Annotated in this window: 22 protein-coding genes; 7 read left to right on the top strand and 15 right to left on the bottom strand. The window is 45.7% G+C overall.

The annotated features are described in order from the left end of the window. Nucleotides 1-17: 17 nt before the first annotated feature. Genes arfB through FG11_RS00900 form a run of 3 tightly spaced genes read right to left on the bottom strand, consistent with a single transcriptional unit; the run spans nucleotide 18 to nucleotide 3,844 of the window. Nucleotides 18-434 (bottom strand): alternative ribosome rescue aminoacyl-tRNA hydrolase ArfB, encoded by a 417-nt coding sequence (arfB, locus tag FG11_RS00910; protein WP_047532594.1) that lies wholly within the window; start codon nucleotides 432-434, stop codon nucleotides 18-20. Between the two features lie 13 nt (nucleotides 435-447). Further along, nucleotides 448-1,911 (bottom strand): hypothetical protein, encoded by a 1,464-nt coding sequence (locus tag FG11_RS00905; protein WP_047532592.1) that lies wholly within the window; start codon nucleotides 1,909-1,911, stop codon nucleotides 448-450. Nucleotides 1,912-1,915: 4 nt separating this feature from the next. Next, nucleotides 1,916-3,844 carry an ATP-dependent DNA helicase gene (locus tag FG11_RS00900; RefSeq protein WP_047532590.1) on the bottom strand — a complete coding sequence of 643 codons (1,929 nt, stop codon included), beginning with the start codon at nucleotides 3,842-3,844 and terminating at the stop codon, nucleotides 1,916-1,918. A 182-nt stretch (nucleotides 3,845-4,026) separates the two neighbouring features. Between FG11_RS00900 and FG11_RS00895 the strand changes: the two genes are divergently transcribed. Together FG11_RS00895 and FG11_RS00890 are read left to right on the top strand one after the other, a co-directional pair. Then, complete coding sequence (locus tag FG11_RS00895; RefSeq protein WP_020183749.1) at nucleotides 4,027-4,314, top strand: hypothetical protein; 288 nt, start codon at nucleotides 4,027-4,029, stop codon at nucleotides 4,312-4,314. A gap of 60 nt (nucleotides 4,315-4,374) precedes the next feature. After that, nucleotides 4,375-4,905 (top strand): C40 family peptidase, encoded by a 531-nt coding sequence (locus FG11_RS00890; protein ID WP_047532589.1) that lies wholly within the window; start codon nucleotides 4,375-4,377, stop codon nucleotides 4,903-4,905. Between the two features lie 137 nt (nucleotides 4,906-5,042). On the opposite strand, the gene FG11_RS00885 is transcribed toward FG11_RS00890, so the two are convergent. Beyond that, nucleotides 5,043-5,504 carry a ferritin-like domain-containing protein gene (locus FG11_RS00885; protein WP_020183747.1) on the bottom strand — a complete coding sequence of 154 codons (462 nt, stop codon included), beginning with the start codon at nucleotides 5,502-5,504 and terminating at the stop codon, nucleotides 5,043-5,045. Between the two features lie 101 nt (nucleotides 5,505-5,605). Continuing rightward, on the bottom strand, nucleotides 5,606-5,908 hold the full coding sequence (locus tag FG11_RS00880) for a SelT/SelW/SelH family protein (RefSeq protein ID WP_047532583.1): 303 nt from the start codon (nucleotides 5,906-5,908) through the stop codon (nucleotides 5,606-5,608). Nucleotides 5,909-6,045: 137 nt separating this feature from the next. Here FG11_RS00880 and FG11_RS00875 point away from each other — a divergent pair, with 137 nt between their 5' ends. From FG11_RS00875 to FG11_RS00860, 4 genes are all read left to right on the top strand, one after another. Beyond that, on the top strand, nucleotides 6,046-7,467 hold the full coding sequence (locus FG11_RS00875) for a S41 family peptidase (RefSeq protein ID WP_020183745.1): 1,422 nt from the start codon (nucleotides 6,046-6,048) through the stop codon (nucleotides 7,465-7,467). Nucleotides 7,468-7,601: 134 nt separating this feature from the next. Continuing rightward, nucleotides 7,602-8,792 (top strand): (Fe-S)-binding protein, encoded by a 1,191-nt coding sequence (locus tag FG11_RS00870; RefSeq protein ID WP_047532581.1) that lies wholly within the window; start codon nucleotides 7,602-7,604, stop codon nucleotides 8,790-8,792. A 9-nt stretch (nucleotides 8,793-8,801) separates the two neighbouring features. Beyond that, complete coding sequence (coq7, locus tag FG11_RS00865) at nucleotides 8,802-9,425, top strand: 2-polyprenyl-3-methyl-6-methoxy-1,4-benzoquinone monooxygenase (RefSeq protein ID WP_047532580.1); 624 nt, start codon at nucleotides 8,802-8,804, stop codon at nucleotides 9,423-9,425. A gap of 45 nt (nucleotides 9,426-9,470) precedes the next feature. Continuing rightward, nucleotides 9,471-9,797: a DUF2322 family protein gene (locus FG11_RS00860; protein ID WP_025223714.1), complete on the top strand. Its 327-nt coding sequence runs from the start codon at nucleotides 9,471-9,473 to the stop codon at nucleotides 9,795-9,797. A gap of 7 nt (nucleotides 9,798-9,804) precedes the next feature. On the opposite strand, the gene FG11_RS00855 is transcribed toward FG11_RS00860, so the two are convergent. The 6 genes from FG11_RS00855 to bioA all read right to left on the bottom strand — a co-directional run bounded on the left by FG11_RS00855 (nucleotide 9,805) and on the right by bioA (nucleotide 14,626). Further along, nucleotides 9,805-10,206, bottom strand: a complete 402-nt coding sequence (locus FG11_RS00855; RefSeq protein ID WP_047532578.1) for a VOC family protein — start codon at nucleotides 10,204-10,206, stop codon at nucleotides 9,805-9,807. Further along, on the bottom strand, nucleotides 10,206-10,637 hold the full coding sequence (locus tag FG11_RS00850; RefSeq protein ID WP_020183740.1) for an OsmC family protein: 432 nt from the start codon (nucleotides 10,635-10,637) through the stop codon (nucleotides 10,206-10,208). Before FG11_RS00850 ends, FG11_RS00855 begins: the two co-directional genes overlap by 1 nt. A 199-nt stretch (nucleotides 10,638-10,836) precedes the next feature. After that, nucleotides 10,837-11,307, bottom strand: a complete 471-nt coding sequence (locus FG11_RS00845) for an FKBP-type peptidyl-prolyl cis-trans isomerase (protein ID WP_025223712.1) — start codon at nucleotides 11,305-11,307, stop codon at nucleotides 10,837-10,839. A 117-nt stretch (nucleotides 11,308-11,424) separates the two neighbouring features. After that, complete coding sequence (locus FG11_RS00840) at nucleotides 11,425-11,739, bottom strand: hypothetical protein (RefSeq protein WP_047532576.1); 315 nt, start codon at nucleotides 11,737-11,739, stop codon at nucleotides 11,425-11,427. 173 nt (nucleotides 11,740-11,912) lie between these two features. Next, nucleotides 11,913-13,310, bottom strand: a complete 1,398-nt coding sequence (dacB, locus tag FG11_RS00835; protein ID WP_047532574.1) for a D-alanyl-D-alanine carboxypeptidase/D-alanyl-D-alanine endopeptidase — start codon at nucleotides 13,308-13,310, stop codon at nucleotides 11,913-11,915. Next, nucleotides 13,307-14,626 (bottom strand): adenosylmethionine--8-amino-7-oxononanoate transaminase, encoded by a 1,320-nt coding sequence (gene bioA / locus FG11_RS00830; protein ID WP_047535600.1) that lies wholly within the window; start codon nucleotides 14,624-14,626, stop codon nucleotides 13,307-13,309. The genes dacB and bioA overlap by 4 nt, the downstream gene beginning before the upstream one ends. Nucleotides 14,627-14,728: 102 nt before the next feature. Here bioA and FG11_RS00825 point away from each other — a divergent pair, with 102 nt between their 5' ends. Then, nucleotides 14,729-16,657 carry a peptidase U32 family protein gene (locus FG11_RS00825; protein WP_020183735.1) on the top strand — a complete coding sequence of 643 codons (1,929 nt, stop codon included), beginning with the start codon at nucleotides 14,729-14,731 and terminating at the stop codon, nucleotides 16,655-16,657. Nucleotides 16,658-16,685: 28 nt separating this feature from the next. Here FG11_RS00825 and FG11_RS00820 read toward each other — a convergent pair whose 3' ends face one another. The 4 genes from FG11_RS00820 to FG11_RS00805 form a co-directional block, all read right to left on the bottom strand. After that, nucleotides 16,686-17,810 (bottom strand): phospholipase A, encoded by a 1,125-nt coding sequence (locus FG11_RS00820; RefSeq protein ID WP_052184889.1) that lies wholly within the window; start codon nucleotides 17,808-17,810, stop codon nucleotides 16,686-16,688. A gap of 106 nt (nucleotides 17,811-17,916) precedes the next feature. Next, entirely contained in the window at nucleotides 17,917-18,258 is a 342-nt protein-coding gene (locus tag FG11_RS00815; RefSeq protein WP_047532571.1) for a zinc ribbon domain-containing protein YjdM, read from the bottom strand. A gap of 79 nt (nucleotides 18,259-18,337) precedes the next feature. Then, entirely contained in the window at nucleotides 18,338-19,396 is a 1,059-nt protein-coding gene (locus FG11_RS00810) for an aldo/keto reductase (protein WP_047532569.1), read from the bottom strand. Further along, nucleotides 19,396-19,989: a hypothetical protein gene (locus FG11_RS00805; RefSeq protein WP_052184888.1), complete on the bottom strand. Its 594-nt coding sequence runs from the start codon at nucleotides 19,987-19,989 to the stop codon at nucleotides 19,396-19,398. The genes FG11_RS00810 and FG11_RS00805 overlap by 1 nt, the downstream gene beginning before the upstream one ends. Nucleotides 19,990-20,069: the final 80 nt, after the last annotated feature.

Here is a 20,069-nt window from a genome sequence, read left to right as displayed (position 1 = left end):
AAAACAGATGTGAAAAATCATTCGCCTATTTTGCCATAATCTACACGACCGCGCCCTAGCTTGATTTTACCGCGCTGTACTTTTCCCTCGACTCTGCGTTTTTGTGAAGCACGTGTAGGGCGTGTGGCATAACGTGTTGGCAGCACAAAATTCGCGGCATTCACTATCTCATGCAAGCGTTTAAACGCGTCTTTTTTATTGGCTTCTTGCGTGCGGTATTGTTGTGCCTTAATAATCAACACGCCCTGTTCCGTAATCCGGCTATCTTTGCTCTCTAGTAAACGCGTCTTCAGCCAGTCGCTTAAAGATGAAGCATGAATATCAAAACGCAGGTGAATCGCGCTGGACACTTTATTCACATTTTGCCCGCCCGCCCCTTGTGCGCGTATGGCGGTGAGTTCGTATTGAATTTCAGGGATGATAATTAATGACATAACTTTAGTTTAACTAAGACTGTATCTTACTTTTAATTAACTCAAACAGCTTGTCCGCCTCATTCTGCAAATGTGCTGGTAGCTTACTTGACTTATATGGAGCTTTATCTAGTAACATACTCACAGTGAATACGGAGGTTTGCGGGTTGCTATTACTTACATGCAAGTGATTAAAAAAATCATTAAAAGTAGTGACCTTGCTGATCACCAACTCTACTAGCTGATCTAAATCACTTAAACTAAGTAGCCATATTGGATACTGGTCATCATAATCTTGAATGATTGAACTAATGTCACCCAACCACAAATCACTTTTAGTAACTATTAGCCGATAGCAAACTTTACCCTTAAACCTCAACAGTTTTTGACATTCATCACGAGTAGCATCCAACTGCTCTCTAGCCTTTATAACTGTTGCTTTCAGTCTTGCAACAATTGGCGATGAGCGCAAACTTGCTGGGATTTTCTGTGTTAAAGATTTATTCTTCACCTCAATTAGTAGATAACATCCATCTTCCTCAACCAAAAAATCACACACTTGCTTTGTTGTGTTTGTCAGCGCTCTGATTTTAGCTTCATCTAAACATGCAGCATCACTACGACTCAATGCAAATTCTACGTAGCCTGCAATGACGTTATTGTATTGACTTAAACACTCTCCATTTTCGTCCTCTAGCCAATCCCCTATTAAATTCTCAAAGTAACGTCTTAAAGTTGGCCTTCCAAATGAGACTATTGCACCTTCATGGCGTATGCATGGAGTCTTGTAAAGAATTACTGGCTGAAACCACTCATCAAATTTTATTTCCCGCTCTTGGTAAAGCCTGTTTAAGGCCGCCCTATCAAATGAAATTGATTCAAAAAAAGTAATTAGATCTTCTGCAGAAAATATATGCTTCAAGCTCTGAATATAATGAGCATTGAACCAAGGTTTCTCAGTTACAGTATGTGTGTAACATAACACACCTAACTGAAAATATTGATAGATAGACATACCCGCAGACTCATCCAAATACCTACGCAACTTGCTGTTAGCATCTATTTTCGACAATAAAAATACTTGAAGTAAAAAAGCATAAGTATCAAGACCAGTTTGGTATGGTATTTGAGGCAGTATTGCAGCTCTAACAAAGAGTTTTATTGAGTTACTATGTAGGTTCTTGACGTATAAATCATCAGCCGAATTCCAAGCATATCGAATTAATTCTTCTATATCTTTCTCATTAGCTAGCTTCTTATGTTGATACAAAATAGGATTATCTGCCAAGAGCCATAACATTAGCTTTTCAGTAACCCAAGGTAGCTTTTGCAGCTGTTCTACATTGCCTTCAGGCAAAACTGGTGAGTTGAGATATTGCAGCAGTAATTCCAAAACTGTCTCATACCGATATTTACGCATTTTATTTCTTATGGTTTTAACCATATTTGCGTAGAGCTGGTCGCTCAAATGACTGCCGATTCTAATGGCGTTATCCATACAGTTATGTAAAAAACGCCTCTACGTCCGCCAACTCTTTAGTGCGCTTAAACGGCGGCAAGCTTTGCCAGATGCGTCTGCCATAGGGTTTGGTAATTAGGCGGGGATCGCAAATCACTAATACGCCTCGGTCTTGTTCATCTCGAATCAATCGGCCGGCACCCTGCTTTAAGGTAATCACGGAATACGGCAATTGATATTCCATAAAGGCGTTTTTGCCTTCCTCGTTCATTTTGTCAATGCGCGCAGACAGTACGGGATCATCGGGCGGTGCGAATGGCAACTTATCAATAATCACTGCACTCAGTGCTTCGCCACGCACATCCACGCCCTCCCAAAAACTTTGAGAGCCGACCAACACGGCATTACCATGTGTACGGAAACGGTCCAGCAACTCAGTACGCGTACTCTCGCCTTGCATCAACAACGGATACTCCATGCCCTGTTCGGCAAAAGCTTCTTTTAGTAGCGCGTGTACTTCGCGCATGGCCTTGAGTGAGGTACATAATACAAACGCCCGCCCTCGGCTGGCTTGAATCACAGGCAAACTGACTGCAGCCACGGCGGCAGTATAGGCAGAGCTATTCGGATCTGGCATATTGGCTGGTGCATATAACAAGGCTTGGTTGCCATAATCAAACGGGCTCTCCCAAAACCCAGTAGCCGCAGCATGCAAGCCCATTTGGGCAATGTAATGGCTAAAATCACTTTTCACCGCCAACGTAGCCGATGTAAATATCCAGGCACGCGGCTGCGCATTCAATTGTTTACCAAAACTTTCTGCCACACTCAGCGGTGTAGCATGCAATTGCACGCTTTGCGTAAACACCTCAACCCAGCGCACTAAATTGGTATTGCTGGCTTTCAGCCAACTTTCGAGTTGCGCTAACAAGGCCTCACCACGTTGCCAGCATTTTTCCAGCGCCGGGTCGCGTGCTGCTTGCGTATCTAGCACGGCATTGAGTTGGCCCAACGCCGCTTGCATATCGCTAAAAGCAGTTTCAAATTTTTTCAATGCTAATGCTTTTTGCACCGGCATACGCGAGCCTTCGTATTGGAACACCAGCCTAAAATCTTTACAGGCTTTTTCCAGCACAGGCACAGCATCACCCAACGCTGCACAGTCTTTGGCAATACTCAAGTACAGCATCATGCAATCGCGCGCTAACTCCATCAACTGGCTGGTAGAAATATCCTCACCAAAAAACAAGCCAGCCACTTCCGGCAGCTGGTGTGCCTCATCAAAAATGACGGTATTGGCGCTAGGCAGCAGTTCGGCCACGCCTTCATCACGCAACATCACATCGGCAAAAAACAAATGATGATTGACCACCACCACATCCGCAGCCAACGCCTGTTTGCGCGCTTCCATCACAAAGCACTCTTTGTAATATTGGCACTCCTGCCCCAAGCAGTTATCACGGGTGGAGGTGACTTGCTGCCAGACTGTCGCGTTTTCAGGCACAGTTGTTAGTTCAGCTTTGTCACCAGTGGGTGAGTTTTCTGCAAAACTTTGAATGATTGGGAGATATTGCGCATCCTCGCGCGAGGCAAAGCGCCCTTCTTGGCTGGCCCGTGCCAAATGATAATGGCAGACATAATTGGCACGGCCTTTGAGCATACTTACCGTGACTGGCACTTTGAGCGCATCTCGCACATTGGGTAAATCACGATTAAATAATTGGTCTTGTAAGGTTTTCGTCCCGGTGGAAATAATGACCTTACCCCCGGAAAGTAGCGCAGGGACTAAATAGGCAAAGGTTTTGCCGGTACCGGTGCCTGCTTCTGCTACCAATTGCTTGTTTTCCTGAATTGCGGACTCAATCGCCAACGCCATTTCAAGCTGTTGCGTGCGCTCGCTGAAACCTTCGATTGCTTGTGCTAATGCACCACCCGTTTTAAAAACGTCGTGTAATGATGATGGAACTGACATCCCAAAATTATCCCATGAATATGTAAATTTTCCGCAAACATCCTGTTATTTAAGGCTTTTTCACATTTAATCTGCAAAAATAATCTTGTCATACGAATAATAGCCTGTTAGCCTAAGCATGCTGTACGTTTCACCAAATCACATTTTTTGTACCTTGTATCAATATTATTTTGGGAGGTTGTATGGATCTAGGTCTTATTATTCAGTTAATTAGTGGTGCAGTAGGTGGCAACATTGCAGGCAATCTAATGAAAAATGCAAGCTTAGGCACGCTTGGTAACTCATTGGTGGGTATTTTAGGTGGTGGTATTGGTGGTCAGCTACTCGGCATGTTAGGCGTTGGCGGTGCTGCTGCAGCTGGTAGCATGGATATTGGCACCATCATCACTCAAGTGGCAGGTGGCGGAGTGGGTGGCGCAGTATTACTCGCTATTGTCGGCGCAGTCAAAAACGCAATGGCAAAACAATAATCAATCACTCAAGCCTATCTGCAGACAATGACAGATAGGCTTTTTTATTGATCAGTTTCTATGTACAAATTACTCTTTCTGATGAGCTTGTTATGCTGCAACATCTGCCTTGCAGATGATCTCATTAAAGCTGCAAACCACGCCTCGACGGCTGAAGAAACGCCAGAGATAGTCAACACCACACCAACTTGGTCGGATAAAGCACAAGAAGTCTTGATGCAAGCGCTTAGCCTAACCGGCATTCAATATAAATATGGCGGAAAATCGCCCGAAACTGGGTTTGATTGTAGTGGCTTTGTGCGCTATGTGTTTAGCCAAGCCACCAAAATCACACTTCCCCCAACCGCGCGCGCCATTAGCCAAATGGGTAAGACCGTTAAAAAAGATGAATTGCAGCCCGGCGATTTAGTGTTCTTTAATACATTAAAAACTGCGTTCTCACATGTAGGTATTTATATGGGCGACAACAAATTCATTCACTCGCCCAGTGCTGGTGGCAGCGTGCGCGTGGAAAGTATGGACAGCGCATACTGGAACAAGCGTTTTAACGGTGCGCAGCGCATTGAAGCCGCTCCGGAAAACCCGCATTAAGACACCACACGCAACAAAAAAGCAGCCAACTGAAGCTGCTTTTTTTTATCAGGCTTTAAGTATTGCTTCTAGAAAAATATTACGGAAAAATATTGTGCCTAGAATAACGCCTTGGAATAACGCCTTGCATTCACCACTTACTCATGAAATTTTGCAATTTCACCTGGCTTACGCAGCATTTTATCCACTTCGCCCAAATGTAATTCTTCTTGATAAATCATTTCACGCGCATATTCTTCCAGCATGACAGACTCGCCTTCTACCAGCTTCAGCAAAGCTTTATAGCTATTGAGTGCAGCGGTTTCATGCGCCAATGATTCGCGCAAAATATCGCCGATATCGTGATTATGCGTTTCTAGCAAAGGCCCAATCGATAATGAGGGATGTCCACCTAAGTGCGTAATGAGCTCACCCGCTTTATCGGCATGTGTGAGCGATTCTGCTGCTTGGCTACGCAGCCAGGATACAATTGGAATACGGTTGTAACCAAACACCATCAATGCGTAATGTGTATAACGTACTACGCCGGCTAATTCAAACTCTAAAATAGTATTCAATGCTTTGACTACCGGGGTACTTGCTGCGTGATCTGTTGCCATTTTATGCTCCTTTGCACCTGATTATTCGATACGACAACCGCAGTGTAACCAAACTTTTCAACCCTTGCAGAATTGAGAATAGTTCACATTGCGAGTCTCAGTTAAGAAGCACCCGGTTTATCGGCCTGATGGCCATCGCTGTGCCCCAAACTGCGTTCTGGATCAATCACATCTCGTATCAATTGCTTGAGCTCTTTGGCCTCTGGAAACCGTCCCATTGCTTTACGTGAGTACAACACTGCGCCATTTAAACGCACCTCTAATATGCCGCCAGTGCCCGGCACTAAATTCACAGAAGCCAAGTCCTGTTCAAATGTTATCAATAGCTCTTGAGCCAGCCAAGCCGCGCGTAGCAGCCATCTGCATTGGGTACAAAACTCAATCTCTACTACATGTTTTTGCATGTCTCACCTTAAAATTCATTAAATTCTGCGCATTGGGTATATGCAATTATATTGAAATAGCGGAAAATGAACCTATTGTTTTGTAAGCAACTCTTACTCTAGCTGTTCTATTTACCTATTCACTATAAAGGTTTTACATGCGTTCTTCATTAGAAAAATTCGGTCTGATTGGTTCTGGCGTGCTCATTGGCGTATTGGTGAGTTTAAATATCTCTGCTTGGGCAGAAAAAAACTTAGCCCCTCAATTACCCATTGATGAACTGCGTGTATTTGCAGAAGTGTTTAGCAAAGTAAAATCCGATTATGTCGAATCCGTTGAAGACAAAAAACTCATCAACGAAGCGTTGTCCGGCATGCTACAAGGCTTAGACCCGCACTCTACGTTTATGGATGCAGATGCCTACAAAGACTTGCAGGCGGGTACACAAGGCGAGTTTGGCGGCTTAGGCATTGAAGTGGCGATGGAAGACGGCTTAGTCAAAGTAGTCACACCGATTGAAGACAGCCCAGCTTACAAAGCAGGCTTAAAATCTGGCGACTTGATTATGAAGTTGGACGAAACGCAAGTACGGGGCTTGACATTAAATGATGCCGTGAAAAAAATGCGCGGCACCCCAGACACTAAAATTACGCTGACTGTGATACGTAAAGGTGAGGAAAAGCCACTGAGCTTTACATTGACCCGCGCCATCATCAAATCACAAAGCGTGAAAAACAAACTGATTGAAAAAGACTACGGTTATGTGCGAGTCAGCCAGTTCCAAGAACACACCGGTGAAGATTTAGCCAAAACACTGAAAACATTACGTGAACAAAACAAAGGCCCGTTTAAAGGCTTGGTGCTTGATCTGCGTAACAATCCAGGTGGTTTACTGGATGCAGCGGTCGGCGTGTCTGCCGCATTTCTACCTAAAAATGATTTAGTGGTATATACAGAAGGCCGTGTAGCGGATTCTAAAATGCGCTTATCTGCCACGCCGGGTGACTATGCACGTCGCGGAAAAACGGACTATTTAAAAGACTTGCCTGAAGAATACAAACAAATTCCAATGGTCGTGCTCATCAATGCAGGCTCCGCTTCAGCTTCAGAAATTGTGGCGGGCGCATTGCAAGATCACAAACGCGCCACGATCTTGGGCATTCAAAGCTTTGGTAAAGGTTCCGTGCAAACGATTTTGCCGATGAACAATGGTAGTGCAATCAAGTTAACCACTGCACGTTACTTCACGCCAAATGGCCGCTCTATTCAGGCCAAAGGCATTGTGCCGGACATTGTGGTAGAAGATGGTTCTGACCCTTCTCTCAGCCTGCACGAGGCAGATTTGAGCAAGCACTTATCTAACCCAACCGATAATAATGCTGCTAAAAAAGAGGAAGATGCAGCTAAAGCGCCTGTAGCCAAAGAAAAATTGAATGAGAAAAAATTTGCAGAAGCTAAAGGCCCGATTGAGCCTGCCAGCAAAGATGACTTCCAATTTAATCAAGCCATGAACGTATTGAAAGGCTTACCAGTACAAAAAGCCCCTGAGCCGGCAAAAGTGAGCGACACCAAAAAATAACCGGCTCACTCAATGATTACACCGGACTGACATCCGGCTGGACTGAACAATGCCCTGTATGTTTTTCACTTAACAAGTAGAAAGCTGCGGGGCTTTGTTTTACTATGGTAGCAAGCTTTATTTTGTAAGTAGACATGACCTTATCTATCCAACACACCATTCAGGAAGCCGATCGATGTGTCGCCTGCGGACTGTGTTTGCCACATTGCCCCACATATTTTAAAACCGGCTCAGAAGCAGACTCGCCACGCGGACGCATTCAACTCATCAGTGCCGTTGCCAAAGAAATCATCCCCAACAATGCACGCTTTAAAGCGCATATCAACGCATGCTTAAGTTGCCGTAACTGTGAAACAGCATGCCCCAATGGCGTACATTATGGTGCACTGATTGATAGTACACGCAGCATTACCCAACAGCCGAATACACTCGCGAATTGGCTATACTGGTTGACGCAAAAGCCATTCGCTTTGCGCCTTAGTAGCCAACTATTACGAATAGTGCAGCGTATTGGCGGTTTAGCAATACTAAGTAAACTGAATGTAAATATTTCACACAAAATTGCATTGCTGCCGCCACTGACACACACACAAACTTGGCAAGCTTTTTACCCCGCAACGCAGACCAAACGTGGGGCTGTGAATTTGTTCTTAGGTTGCATCACCAATGCTTTTGATGCCGAAACCCTAAGGGCGAGCATTCATGTACTCACACGCCTTGGGTATGACGTACACATTCCACCAGCACAAAGCTGTTGTGGGGGCATTGCGCGCCAACAAGGGGAGAGTACAACTGCAGAGCAATTGATCGCCAATAACGTGGATGCTTTTGAGAATGGTCTACCTGTACTCACGACAGCCAGCGGATGTGGGGCTGGCTTAAAAGATTACACACAGCTACCTGTGCAAGACATCAGTGACTTTTTGACGCAATGCGATTGGAATGACATTACGTTAAGCCCTTTATCCGCCCATGTTGCATTACATGAGCCATGTACCTTACGCAATGTCATGAAATCCGGAAAATCCGTAACCACATTGCTGCATCGCATTCCGCAGATTCAAGTGTCTGCGATGAAAGGCAATATGCAGTGCTGTGGCGGCGCTGGCACTTACATGCTACAACAACCGGAAATGGCGCAAGCGCTGTTGGCAGACAAAATGGTGGCGCTAGAGGGGGATATTTACGATTATTTAGCGACCTCGAATATTGGCTGTGCCATGCAGCTAGGTTCGGGTATTCGACAACAAGCGATGCCGATTAAAATCCTGCATCCCGTTGTGCTGATTGCAAAACAGATGGGGTTTAAATCCGAATTAGATTAAACTACGCATATGATGATAGATCGATTGATTACTACATTTGACACTGGATTGCGTACGCTCTTTGCGCAGCCAGTTGCCTCACGTGCCAGACCAGATGGCAATACCGAAGAAGCACCACTTTCAACTGCAGAAAAAAATCAAGCTGCGGCGCTAATGCGCATTAATCATGTAGGCGAAGTGTGTGCACAGGCGCTGTACAGCGGCCAAGCCTTTGTATCGCGTGACGCCACCATCGTCAATGCGTTAAAGCAAGCGGCAACCGAAGAAACCGACCATTTGGCTTGGTGTGAAGGTCGCATTCATGAACTGGGCGGACGCAAAAGCTTGTTAAATCCGTTGTGGTATGTGGGCAGTTTTAGCTTGGGTACAGTAGCAGGATTATTAGGTGACCGTTGGAATTTGGGGTTTTTGGCAGAAACCGAAAAACAAGTGGAAGCACATTTGGCTAGCCACTTGGAGGTACTATCACCCGCAGACCACAAAACGCGAAAAATCGTAGCACAAATGCAAGCTGACGAACGCGAGCATGCAGATACTGCGCATCAATTGGGCGGCGTGGCACTGCCGATTCCTGTACAGTTTGGTATGAAATTCGCCTCTAAAATCATGACCAAAACTGCTTACTATGTTTAATAGTATTTCTATAAGACTTTTATTTCTACAAGATTTAGGTAAACCATGCAAAAATTTAGCGACATTCTATTAACGCTTGACAGTGCCGACCATGTGCAGCGCATTGAGTTATTTGACGAAAATAACGAGCCGGCGGGCGTCATTGAGAACAAGCCTGGTAGCCTAGGCTCACTCAAGGTCTATCACCATCTTTACAAGATGTACGGGGCAATTACACTAGATGCTGCGGTAGAGGGATTGTCATTGTATGCAGAACACACCGAGGATGCGGAAAACTGTCCAGGCAAACACCCCAATGTAGACCGTTTATTAAATATTCTAGAAAACGAAGCACCGCTGACTGTCAAAATCACAGACAATCCATCCAACTAAACGATCCCTATTTTATCAAGCTGCGCATGATAGGCGGATGATAAATCAACTCAAGTAAGTGCCCAACGCTATCCAAGCAGTAAAAACCGCGGGAACCATCTCGGTGCGTTTTGGGCGCTTCAGTAATACGTACTTGGTGCGATAAAAAATAGGCGTGCCAAGTATCGACGGCTTCAGGACTATCTAGCACAAACCCAATATGATCTAAGCGCTGTTGCGCTTGCGGGGTGTAATCCACACGGTGCAACGCAAATACATCCCCTTGGTTGGTCAGGTACACATTGTCTGGATCTGGTTGCCACTCAATGTGCATCCCCATAATGCGTGTATAGAAATCAATGGCTGATTTCAGGTCTTGCACAAACAAGGCGACATGGCGAATACCCACCATCCCGGATGGTCTATGCATTATGCGCCCTGTTGAGTCGTTGGTTGAATAACGAAGTCATGTGTAATGTCCACACTTTTGCTCAGCATAATGGACGCTGAGCAATATTTCTCTGCAGATAGTTTAACTGCACGCTCCACTTGGGATTCATTCAAGCCATCGCCCGTGATCACAAAGTGCACATGTATTTTGGTGAACACTTTGGGAATCTCCGCTGCACGTTCAGCTTGAATTTCCGCCACACAATCCACAATGGGCTGTCTTGCTTTTTTTAGAATGGCGACTACATCGAAGGAGGTGCAAGCACCCATCCCAATCAGCAACATTTCCATGGGACGCATGCCGATATTACGGCCACCATTCTCTGGCGCGCCATCCAATACCACCGCGTGACCAGTTTCGGATTCACCGACAAAACTCACGCCTTCCACCCATTTGATTCTTACTTTCATGATTGAACCCTAAATCTATTGATGACAGTCTCCAGCCGCAAAACCATCAATTTCTAAGCCAGATAAGACACGAGATCGAAAAAGCCTGCGCGGCATACATGTAGTGTGTAAGCAGGATTTTTCGACCTAGCAACGCCATATGGCAACGCAATGCTTTAAGCAAGCAATTCTCAAAGCGGGTGCTCGCAAAGTGTTGACTTTATTTAACGTCGAGCAGTTCTACATCAAATACTAAAGTAGCATTCGGCGGAATCACTCCACCCGCACCACGTGCACCATAGCCCATTTCTGGTGGAATGATGAGCGTACGCTTACCACCAATCTTCATGCCAGCAAAGCCTTCATCCCAGCCCTGAATCACTTGTCCGCCACCTAAAAAGAAATTGAACGGCTCTTTTCTATCGACACTGCTATCAAATTTCTTACCTTTTTTGTCTTCTGCCGCTGGGTCATACAACCAGCCGGTGTAATGCACAGTCACGTTGAAGCCAACTTCAGCTTCACGGCCAGTGCCCACTTGTGTATCAATTTTCTGTAGTTCTGTAATTTGCGTTGTCATCGCAGGTTTTCCTTCTTGAGTGTTATTGGTGGGAGCTGTCTCTGCTTGGCAGCCAGAGACAACAAGGGCTGCACATAAGCTTAAGAACCATCTACTTTGAATGCGTTTCATACGAGAGTTCACTTGAATAATAAGCAATCCAATATGATACTTGAAATTCGGAATTGACTGATAATTCACAATAAAAAAGGGAGCTATCTTAGCTCCCTTTTTTATCATCTGTAGGTTCTATCTACTCAAACGTCGTCTCATTACACTCAGAAAAGCCAAGCCACAAGCAAGCGCCCAAACTGGTCTAGGTAAGCCTTGGTCTTGCATACTGGCTGTAGCCAAATAAGCATTGGCGTCAGTACGCACATCCATCATTTTTACAGCAAGCGCTACTTGATAATAATCATTGCCGACATTGTCACTGCTAGACACTTGAGTACTTGCCGGGCGAGGCTTTGACGCGTTTACAAACCCATCGATTGCCGCATGGGCGGTGAATGCAAGTAGTAAACCGCAAAGAAGTACGATACGAAGAAACACATTGTTAAACATAGCTCCTCCCGAATAATCAGATTATTTGGCGTCAACACTATATTTATTTTTGATTATTGTTATGCTGATTTAGATTCGATTAACCTTTAACGCATAAACCAATTTAGGACTTTATTGACCACGCCACAATAGCCCGTGTGGGTCAATTTTGACGCATGAGACTGGCATGTTTTTTAATGCTGATAGACCCATGTGATCAATGCATCTTGGGCGGCTCTTGCTTGCGCAGATTTTGCATCATTCACCAGCATCACCATGACATACCGGCGCTGATCTTGGCCCAGTATGTAGCCCGCAATTGCACTGACACCATTAATAGAGCCTGTTTTGAGATGGGCTTTTGCTTGCACATCAGAAGCTTGCATTCTAGTTTTTACTGTACCATCCAAACCCAGAATGGGTAACGAGGCCATCAGTTCGGGCATGACAGGGCGATGAAACGCACGCACCAACATACCGCCTAACTGCCCTGCACTCACGCGTTCTAGTCTTGACAAGCCAGAGCCGTTTTCCACCACCAATGCGCCCATCGGCATATTCAGCTTTACCATCTGTTGCTTGATGACTTCAGCGCCGTGTTGCTCTGTAGCCAAGGTTGCATCATCCACCGCCGCCAAAGTAAGCAATAATTGCCGAGCCATTAAGTTATTGCTCCATTTGTTGATGTCTTGCACTTGCTCGCCCAAAGGCGCTGACCAGTGCTCAAGCATTTTGACTGCACGTTCTGGGGTTGGGCGGATGTTAAGCTTTCCACCAAAGGCACCGCCCAACTCTTTCCACAAAGTCTTAAATGTATACAGCGCATACTCTTCATCATTGAACAAACTCAGCTCCAAATAACGAGACTCGCAACTTGCAGCGTAGCTACCTGTGATATACACATTGACACGGCTTTTTTCCGGCACCACTTTGTAGTCGATATTGCTACGCCAATCGCCACACTCGCCCGCACGTAACGTCAGATGTTGCTCAACATTGACTTGCGGCAATGGAAACTCTTGATGAACATAGACCTGATTGTCCAACACCTGAAATTGCAAGCTAGTTTTACGGCCATTCACCAAGAATGCGCTAGGCGGAGCGTTGTAGGCACGCCATATCTCATCATCGAAAGCTATGTTGTTTGCTTGTGGAGTAAAGTAGGTTTTATCAATGACCAAATCGCCAGTAACCTTGCGAATCCCTAGCTGTTGTAATTGCATCAGCAATTGCCAAAAATGGTGGGGTTGAAAATCAGGATCGCCATAGCCTTTGATGACCAAGTCCCCATACAACACCCCCTGCTTCACCTCACCATCACGATACACTTCTGTTTTCCAGCGATACGCAGGCGTGAGTTTTTCTAAAGCAGCATAAGTCGTGACCAGCTTCATCACGCTCGCAGGGTTCATCGACTTATCTGCATTCAGGCTGAGTACCGGCATATTAGCATCGACAGCTTGTACATATATGGCCACATTTTCTTGTGGAATACCTGCATGTTTTAATGCATCGGATACCGCGGTTGGCAATGCTGCATAGGCCAATACATGCAGCAAGCTGAGGACGAAAAATAGGGTTAAACGTTTCATAAAGCTTGTTGCACCACCAATGCGGTCTGCGTCACCATCCAATCAATGTCATCTGCAGAGATCACATAGGGCGGCATAAAGTAAACGGTGTTACCGATAGGCCTTAACAACAAACCATGGGCTAATCCGCCTGCGTAACAATCCCGTGAGAACTGTGGGTTATGTGTTTGCACATCAAACGCATGCATCATACCTTGATGACGTAGATATTGAATAGGCAAGTGAGTAAGTGCTTGCATTTTCGCTTGTATCGCCTGTGAAGTGGCCTGATTTTTGAGCAACACCTGCTCTTGCTCAAAAATCGCCAAGGTTGCGAGCGCAGCACTACAGGCTAAGGGGTTGCCAGTATAACTATGGCTATGCAAAAACCCTTTTGCCGTGCGGTCATCATAGAATGCTTGATAAATTGCATCGCGCGTCAGCACCACAGAAAGCGGCAAATAGCCCCCAGTAATGCCTTTAGATAAGCATACGAAATCTGCAATATCACTCACCTGATGCGCGGCTTGCTCACAGGCAAACATCGTTCCGGTACGCCCAAAGCCCACCGCAATTTCGTCTGCAATTAAATGCACATGGTACTGCGTGCAAATTTCCCTAGCACGTTGTAAATACACGGGGTGATACATGCCCATGCCAGCAGCGCATTGCACGATTGGTTCTATGATAAATGCCGCCAACTCATCATGGTGTGCTGAGATATAAGTATCTAACGCATCTGCACAACGCAACGCAAACTGCTCGGCACTCTCCCCAACTTCGGCCAACCTAAAATCCGGGCTAGGCATTTGTGCCGATTGCATGAGCAAAGGCCCATATGTGTCTTTAAAAATCGCCACATCGGTCACGCCCAGCGCACCTAATGTTTCACCGTGATAACTGTTTTGCAGGCTGATAAACTTGGTTTTACTAGACTTACTACTGTTGCGCCAATAGTGAAAACTCATCTTGAGCGCAATCTCTGTAGCGCTCGCACCATCACTGGCATAAAACGCATGGCCTAAACCTGTGAGCTTGGCCAGCTGTTCAGACAGCGCAACCACCGGCTCATGCGTAAAACCAGCCAACATCACATGCTCTAACGTATCCAGTTGCTGCTTAATAGCGGCTTTGATGGTGGGATGATTATGTCCAAACAAATTGACCCACCAAGAACTGACTGCATCTAAGTAGCGCTTGCCCTCTGTATCGTATAACCAAACCCCTTCTCCACGCGCGATGGGTATAAGCGGATATTGCTCATGATGTTTCATTTGCGTACAGGGGTGCCACACTGCTTGTAAGCTACGCGCAATTAAAGATTGGTTTTCACTCATGCGCAAATTGTACGATGTTTTCACACGTACATTCATGCAAAATGTCGTGCAAAACAGTACTTTGGTCTAAAATGCTGTTTTTTAAATATTTTTTTGTTCCACATGCTAAAAACGCGTCGCCACTTAGAACTACTTGCCCCTGCCAAAAATGCAGAGTTCGGTATTGAAGCCATCAACCATGGCGCCGATGCTGTCTATATTGGCGGCCCAGCGTTTGGTGCGCGCGCAAAAGCACCCAATACGGTGGCCGATATTGCGCGATTAGTAAAACATGCGCATCGCTATCATGCAGAAGTGTTTGTCGCGCTGAACACGATTTTTCACGATAACGAATTAGAGGGCGTACGTCAGTTGGTGCATCAGCTTTATGATGCAGAAGTGGATGCACTGATTGTGCAAGACATGGGCTTATTGGAAATGGATTTACCACCTATCCAACTCCACGCCAGCACGCAAACGGATATCCGCACGGTAGAAAAAGCTCAATTTTTAGATAAAGTCGGCTTTAGTCAAATTGTGTTGGCGCGCGAGCTAGATATTCCTACCATCAAAAAAATTGCAGTAGCCACCACTTGCAACTTGGAATACTTTATCCACGGCGCATTGTGCGTGGCATTCAGCGGGCAATGTTTTATCAGCCACGCGCATACCGGGCGTAGCGCTAATCGTGGTGAGTGCTCACAAGAGTGCCGCTTGCCATACACACTAGAGGACCAAAAAGGTCGTATCTTGGGCAAAGATAAACACTTTCTATCCATGAAAGACAACGACCAAAGCGCCAATCTGCGCGCCCTGATTGATGCAGGCGTGAGCTCTTTCAAAATTGAAGGCCGTTATAAAGATTTACCCTATGTTAAAAATGCTACCGCACACTACCGCCAGCTATTGGATGAAATCCTAGATCATTATCCTGAGTATCAAAAATCCTCAGCGGGCAATACCACTTATACCTTTACCCCGCAACCAGAAAAGACGTTTAACCGTAGCGCCACCGACTACTTTGCCAATGGCCGTCAGGCCGATATTGGTGCATTTGATACGCCAAAATTTTCGGGTGAAGTACTAGGTAAAGTCACTAAAGTAGGCAAAGACTTTATTGAAATATCCACCGACGTTGAGTTACATAACGGTGATGGCGTATGCTTTTTTGATGTGCATAAAGAGTTGGTGGGGTTGCGAGTCAACACGGTGGAAGGCAAGCGTATTTTTCCAAATGAAATGCCAGTCGATATCCGTAACAACACCTTGATGTATAGAAATCGCGACCACGCGTTTATGCGTTTACTCGAAAAAGATTCTGCCGTACGCAAAATTGAAGTGAGCATGACTGTTTATGAAACACGCGATGGCTTTGCACTCACCGTCACGGATGCACAGGGCTTGAGTGCAACAGCGCAAATTACGGCGGAAAAACAAGCAGCTAACGACACTGCAAAAGCAGAAACAAGCGTACGTGAGAATCTAGGCAAACTCGGCAACACTGACTTTATAGCCAAAGACATACACTTGGAGCTTGCACAAGCTTGGTTTATCCCTGCTTCAATTATCAACAATCTTCGCCGTGAAGCCATTGAACAGCTGATTCAGACGCGTGCATTAAGTTATCAGCGCCCGCTGCGTCGCCCATCCAATGTGCCGCTTGCAATCTATCCAGAGGACACCCTGACTTACTTAGCCAATGTCTATAACCAAAAAGCGCGTGACTTTTACCACAAGCACGGCGTAAAAATTATCGCCAAAGCGTACGAGGCCAATGAAGAATTAGGCGAAGTGCCAGTGATGATCACCAAACACTGCTTACGTTTTAGCCACGGGCTTTGCCCGAAAGAGGCCAAAGGCGTGATTGGTGTACAAGGCACCGTCACGGCAGAACCCATGACGTTGATTAGTGGCAACGATCGTTACACTCTGAAGTTTGATTGCAAACCGTGCGAGATGCACGTGATGGGTCAGATTAGAAAACCCATTTTAAAATTGGGGCCGCCGCAAGCGATCAACTTTTTCCCCAAAGGCGCATACACGCCCAGTTAAACTTATCTCATTTAAGTTTAACCGTGACCTACTCCCCTAAAGAGATACCCACACCCAATATAGTTTGGCTATGGTTATAATCTAACAAGCTAGCACCGTAGCCGCTAGAAGCCATCAGATGCAACTTAAGGTAAGGATTGTTCATCACTTGCCGTTGTAAATCCAATTGCGCAAATCCTTTATTGTCGCTGCGTAAATTATTTCGTAGCAATAACGTCGCTGCGTTTTTACGCTTACGGTCTTCCCAGCGAATACTCATATCACCATAACCCATGTACTTTTCAATGTCTGGGTTATCGTCTTCTGATTCAGGAATGCGCCACCACGGGCGCACCATTAACGAGAGGCTATCGCTCAGCTCCCAACCACTTTCCAAATAAAAGCGATTCCAACTTCTAGACGTTGGGTTTGAACGTCCGTTGGATTGGTGCACCAAGCCAACATTGAGCATCCTAGGAATATAGTGTTTCTTTTCGCCATCCACTTCGTTATCGATACCCAATGACAGCACAATCTCCGGCTCATATACATTCTCACGTAGTGGCCTTGAAGCTGCAGAATCAAATACCTGCCAATTAGATTGCTGGGTATAAGCTGCCCAGATACGGGAGCTGGTGACATAAGGCAGCTCACGCACGATGGGAATGTTGTTCATCATCTCCGTTTTTAAGCTGATTTGAAACCGCAAGTCTTTATCATCCAAATGTCGATCTTCTGTATTGATATAGCTTGGGGATTGCGGTGTATCGTTCGTATTATTCGTTTTGGTCACCAACAAATAATTGGATTTATACGTTTCAAAATCGCTGATGCTCCAATCGCCCTGAGATGTTAACCGCCACTTTCTCTCTAAATAACTAAGCGTACTGGGTTTTTCAATGGCAATAGGCGGTGCTGTTTTTGCAATGGCGTTGGGTGCATCCCCTTCAGTAACAGTGTTGGTTGGCGTGGTTTCTGCTACAAACTCTGTTGGTGTACTGATGCTATCAAAACAAGCTAAGCGCTTTTTTGATTCAAATTCAGAGGGATATAATTTTTTGCAATTGATTAGTGCTTGCTCAACCGTGACGGGCGTTTGTGCAAATAATAGCGCTGGCCAACAAAGCATTACTACAGCCCATGCTTGAGCCGTTTTATTTTTAATTCCTTGCATGATGACCATCCCTATTCGACAAAAGTACTACCAGTATGATAGTTAAGAATGTATCACCACACGCCTACACGCACTATCAGTGCTTATCCTACAAAGGGATTTAACTTTATGCTTTTTTCACAAACTCAGATTTCAACTTCATTGCACCAAATCCATCAATCTTGCAATCAATGTCATGGTCACCTTCTACCAAGCGGATATTTTTGACTTTGGTCCCCACCTTCACCACAGATGAAGAGCCTTTGACTTTCAAATCTTTAATCACGGTGATGCTATCGCCATCTTGCAGCACATTGCCATTGGCATCGCGCACTACTTTTGTAGTGTCTTCGCTATCAGCACGCGCAGCTTTGCTCCACTCGTGCGCACACTCGGGGCAAATATACTGGTCACCATCTTCATAGGTGTATTCGGATTGGCATTGCGGGCAATTGGGGAGTGGTGACATGCAGACTTTCTTGACGAATGGTCAGAGGCAATAAAAACCCTATATGTTACAGGGTTAATGTAACCACGTCATCTGCGCGCTACGGCGCAGGATTCATCATGGTCAGATGAATCTGTTCGATTTCTGCCAGCACATCTGCATTTAGCTTCACAAAATAAGACGATACATTTTCTGCCAACTGCGTCATGCTGGTAGCGCCAATCACAGTACTGCCCACAAACCAGCGGTGATAGACAAAGCTCAGCGCAAGCTGAGTAGGTGACAAACCATGCGCACGAGCAAGCGCCGTGTAACGTTTGCTGGCTTCGGGCACACCTGGTTTTTTGTAACGTTGGGCATAGCCCAAAAATTGCGTTACACGGCCCACTGCTTGTGGGTCATCCACATACTTACCTGTGAGATGGCCGAATGCAAGTGGTGAGTACGCCATGAGGCTGATGCCCTCACGGTACAGCACTTCTGTCATGCCAAACTCCATACCGCGATTCATCAAGTTATAGCAGTTTTGCAGTGCGGCTACTCTTGGTAGATTACGTTCTTTGGCAATGCGTAAAAACTCCATCAATCCCCACGGCTGCTCATTGCTCAAGCCAACCGCACGGATTTTCCCCTCTTTAATCAGCTCATCTAGCGCTTCTAACTGCGCTTGCATGCTGACCCAAGCGATTGGGTTACCGTCTTTGTCTAATTCTGCCTGGGGGTCAAACTGATATTGGCCAAACATCGGCACATTGCGCTCGGGCCAATGCAAATAATATAGATCCAGGTAATCGGTTTGCAGCCGTTGCAAACTATCGTGTACGGCAGCGCGAATATTGTCTCTATCCAGCCCAGTAGGACCGCCACGTATCCAATGCATGCCACGTCTGGGCCCGGCAATTTTACTCGCTAAAATAAAGCTATCCCGCGGCTTGGTCTTAATCCAATGGCCGAGAATGGTTTCGGTACGCGTCACCGTCTCAGCGCGCGGCGGCACCGGATACATCTCTGCCGTATCGATAAAATTGATTCCTTGGCTAAGCGCATAATCGAGCTGATCATTGGCATCGGCCTGCGTGTTTTGGTCACCATAGGTCATGGTGCCTAAACATACTTTAGACACGCGAATATCCGTGTTTCCGAGTAAGGTGTAATCCATTAATGTAATACCTGTTTTTGATCGGTTGAAGTGATGGCGATGGATGCAGTTGCACTGGCCGATGCGCTCAACGTCCACCCTGCTTCTTTTGTACTGAGTTGCAGCATATTGCATATTGCCACAACGGTTTCGCTGGTGAGATTCAAACGCAGATTCACCCCATCAACGCTTTGCATTTCCAAGGCTTGCGTGTTGAGATGTGTTGAAGCATCTGCCTGCAGTAACTGTACCTCTTTAATTAACGTACCACCCGCTTGCAATGCCTCTTTTCTGGGCTGGTACGCAGTTTCAAAATCGAGCTTCTGCAACGTTTCTACTGCTTTGACTTCTTGCTTAAATTGTTGCACTGCCTGTTGCGGCGCTATATTTGCTGAGGATGCTTGACTGACAACCGTAGCAGGCAAATGCGATTCCGCGCTTAACAGCTGCCAAATCATGCGTGCAACACGTTGCGTTAACCATAATAAGATTTCAGTCTGGTCACTTAAACCCACTTTCAGCAGCAAGCGATCTTGCTCCTGCGAATAGCTCAAATTTAACTGCTGTACCGCAATCTCTGCGCCTGGGGATTGTTCACTTGGTTCTATCGACAAAATAATGTTCCAACCTCAAAAAAGAAGACTGATTTTTTAAGTTTTACACTTGAATTTATAAAAATCATCCCAAAATTAGC

The organism is Methylotenera sp. N17 (genome assembly GCF_000799155.1).
Classification (GTDB): Bacteria; Pseudomonadota; Gammaproteobacteria; order Burkholderiales; family Methylophilaceae; genus Methylophilus.
This window is presented reverse-complemented; position numbering and strand designations above follow the sequence as displayed.

Coding starts and splice junctions, on each gene's coding strand:
- arfB (WP_047532594.1), bottom strand. CDS start 434: ATGTCATTAATTATCATCCCTGAAATTCAATACGAACTCACCGCCATA.
- FG11_RS00905 (WP_047532592.1), bottom strand. CDS start 1,911: ATGGATAACGCCATTAGAATCGGCAGTCATTTGAGCGACCAGCTCTAC.
- FG11_RS00900 (WP_047532590.1), bottom strand. CDS start 3,844: ATGTCAGTTCCATCATCATTACACGACGTTTTTAAAACGGGTGGTGCA.
- FG11_RS00895 (WP_020183749.1), top strand. CDS start 4,027: ATGGATCTAGGTCTTATTATTCAGTTAATTAGTGGTGCAGTAGGTGGC.
- FG11_RS00890 (WP_047532589.1), top strand. CDS start 4,375: ATGTACAAATTACTCTTTCTGATGAGCTTGTTATGCTGCAACATCTGC.
- FG11_RS00885 (WP_020183747.1), bottom strand. CDS start 5,504: ATGGCAACAGATCACGCAGCAAGTACCCCGGTAGTCAAAGCATTGAAT.
- FG11_RS00880 (WP_047532583.1), bottom strand. CDS start 5,908: ATGCAAAAACATGTAGTAGAGATTGAGTTTTGTACCCAATGCAGATGG.
- FG11_RS00875 (WP_020183745.1), top strand. CDS start 6,046: ATGCGTTCTTCATTAGAAAAATTCGGTCTGATTGGTTCTGGCGTGCTC.
- FG11_RS00870 (WP_047532581.1), top strand. CDS start 7,602: ATGACCTTATCTATCCAACACACCATTCAGGAAGCCGATCGATGTGTC.
- coq7 (WP_047532580.1), top strand. CDS start 8,802: ATGATGATAGATCGATTGATTACTACATTTGACACTGGATTGCGTACG.
- FG11_RS00860 (WP_025223714.1), top strand. CDS start 9,471: ATGCAAAAATTTAGCGACATTCTATTAACGCTTGACAGTGCCGACCAT.
- FG11_RS00855 (WP_047532578.1), bottom strand. CDS start 10,206: ATGCATAGACCATCCGGGATGGTGGGTATTCGCCATGTCGCCTTGTTT.
- FG11_RS00850 (WP_020183740.1), bottom strand. CDS start 10,637: ATGAAAGTAAGAATCAAATGGGTGGAAGGCGTGAGTTTTGTCGGTGAA.
- FG11_RS00845 (WP_025223712.1), bottom strand. CDS start 11,307: ATGAAACGCATTCAAAGTAGATGGTTCTTAAGCTTATGTGCAGCCCTT.
- FG11_RS00840 (WP_047532576.1), bottom strand. CDS start 11,739: ATGTTTAACAATGTGTTTCTTCGTATCGTACTTCTTTGCGGTTTACTA.
- dacB (WP_047532574.1), bottom strand. CDS start 13,310: ATGAAACGTTTAACCCTATTTTTCGTCCTCAGCTTGCTGCATGTATTG.
- bioA (WP_047535600.1), bottom strand. CDS start 14,626: ATGAGTGAAAACCAATCTTTAATTGCGCGTAGCTTACAAGCAGTGTGG.
- FG11_RS00825 (WP_020183735.1), top strand. CDS start 14,729: ATGCTAAAAACGCGTCGCCACTTAGAACTACTTGCCCCTGCCAAAAAT.
- FG11_RS00820 (WP_052184889.1), bottom strand. CDS start 17,810: ATGCAAGGAATTAAAAATAAAACGGCTCAAGCATGGGCTGTAGTAATG.
- FG11_RS00815 (WP_047532571.1), bottom strand. CDS start 18,258: ATGTCACCACTCCCCAATTGCCCGCAATGCCAATCCGAATACACCTAT.
- FG11_RS00810 (WP_047532569.1), bottom strand. CDS start 19,396: ATGGATTACACCTTACTCGGAAACACGGATATTCGCGTGTCTAAAGTA.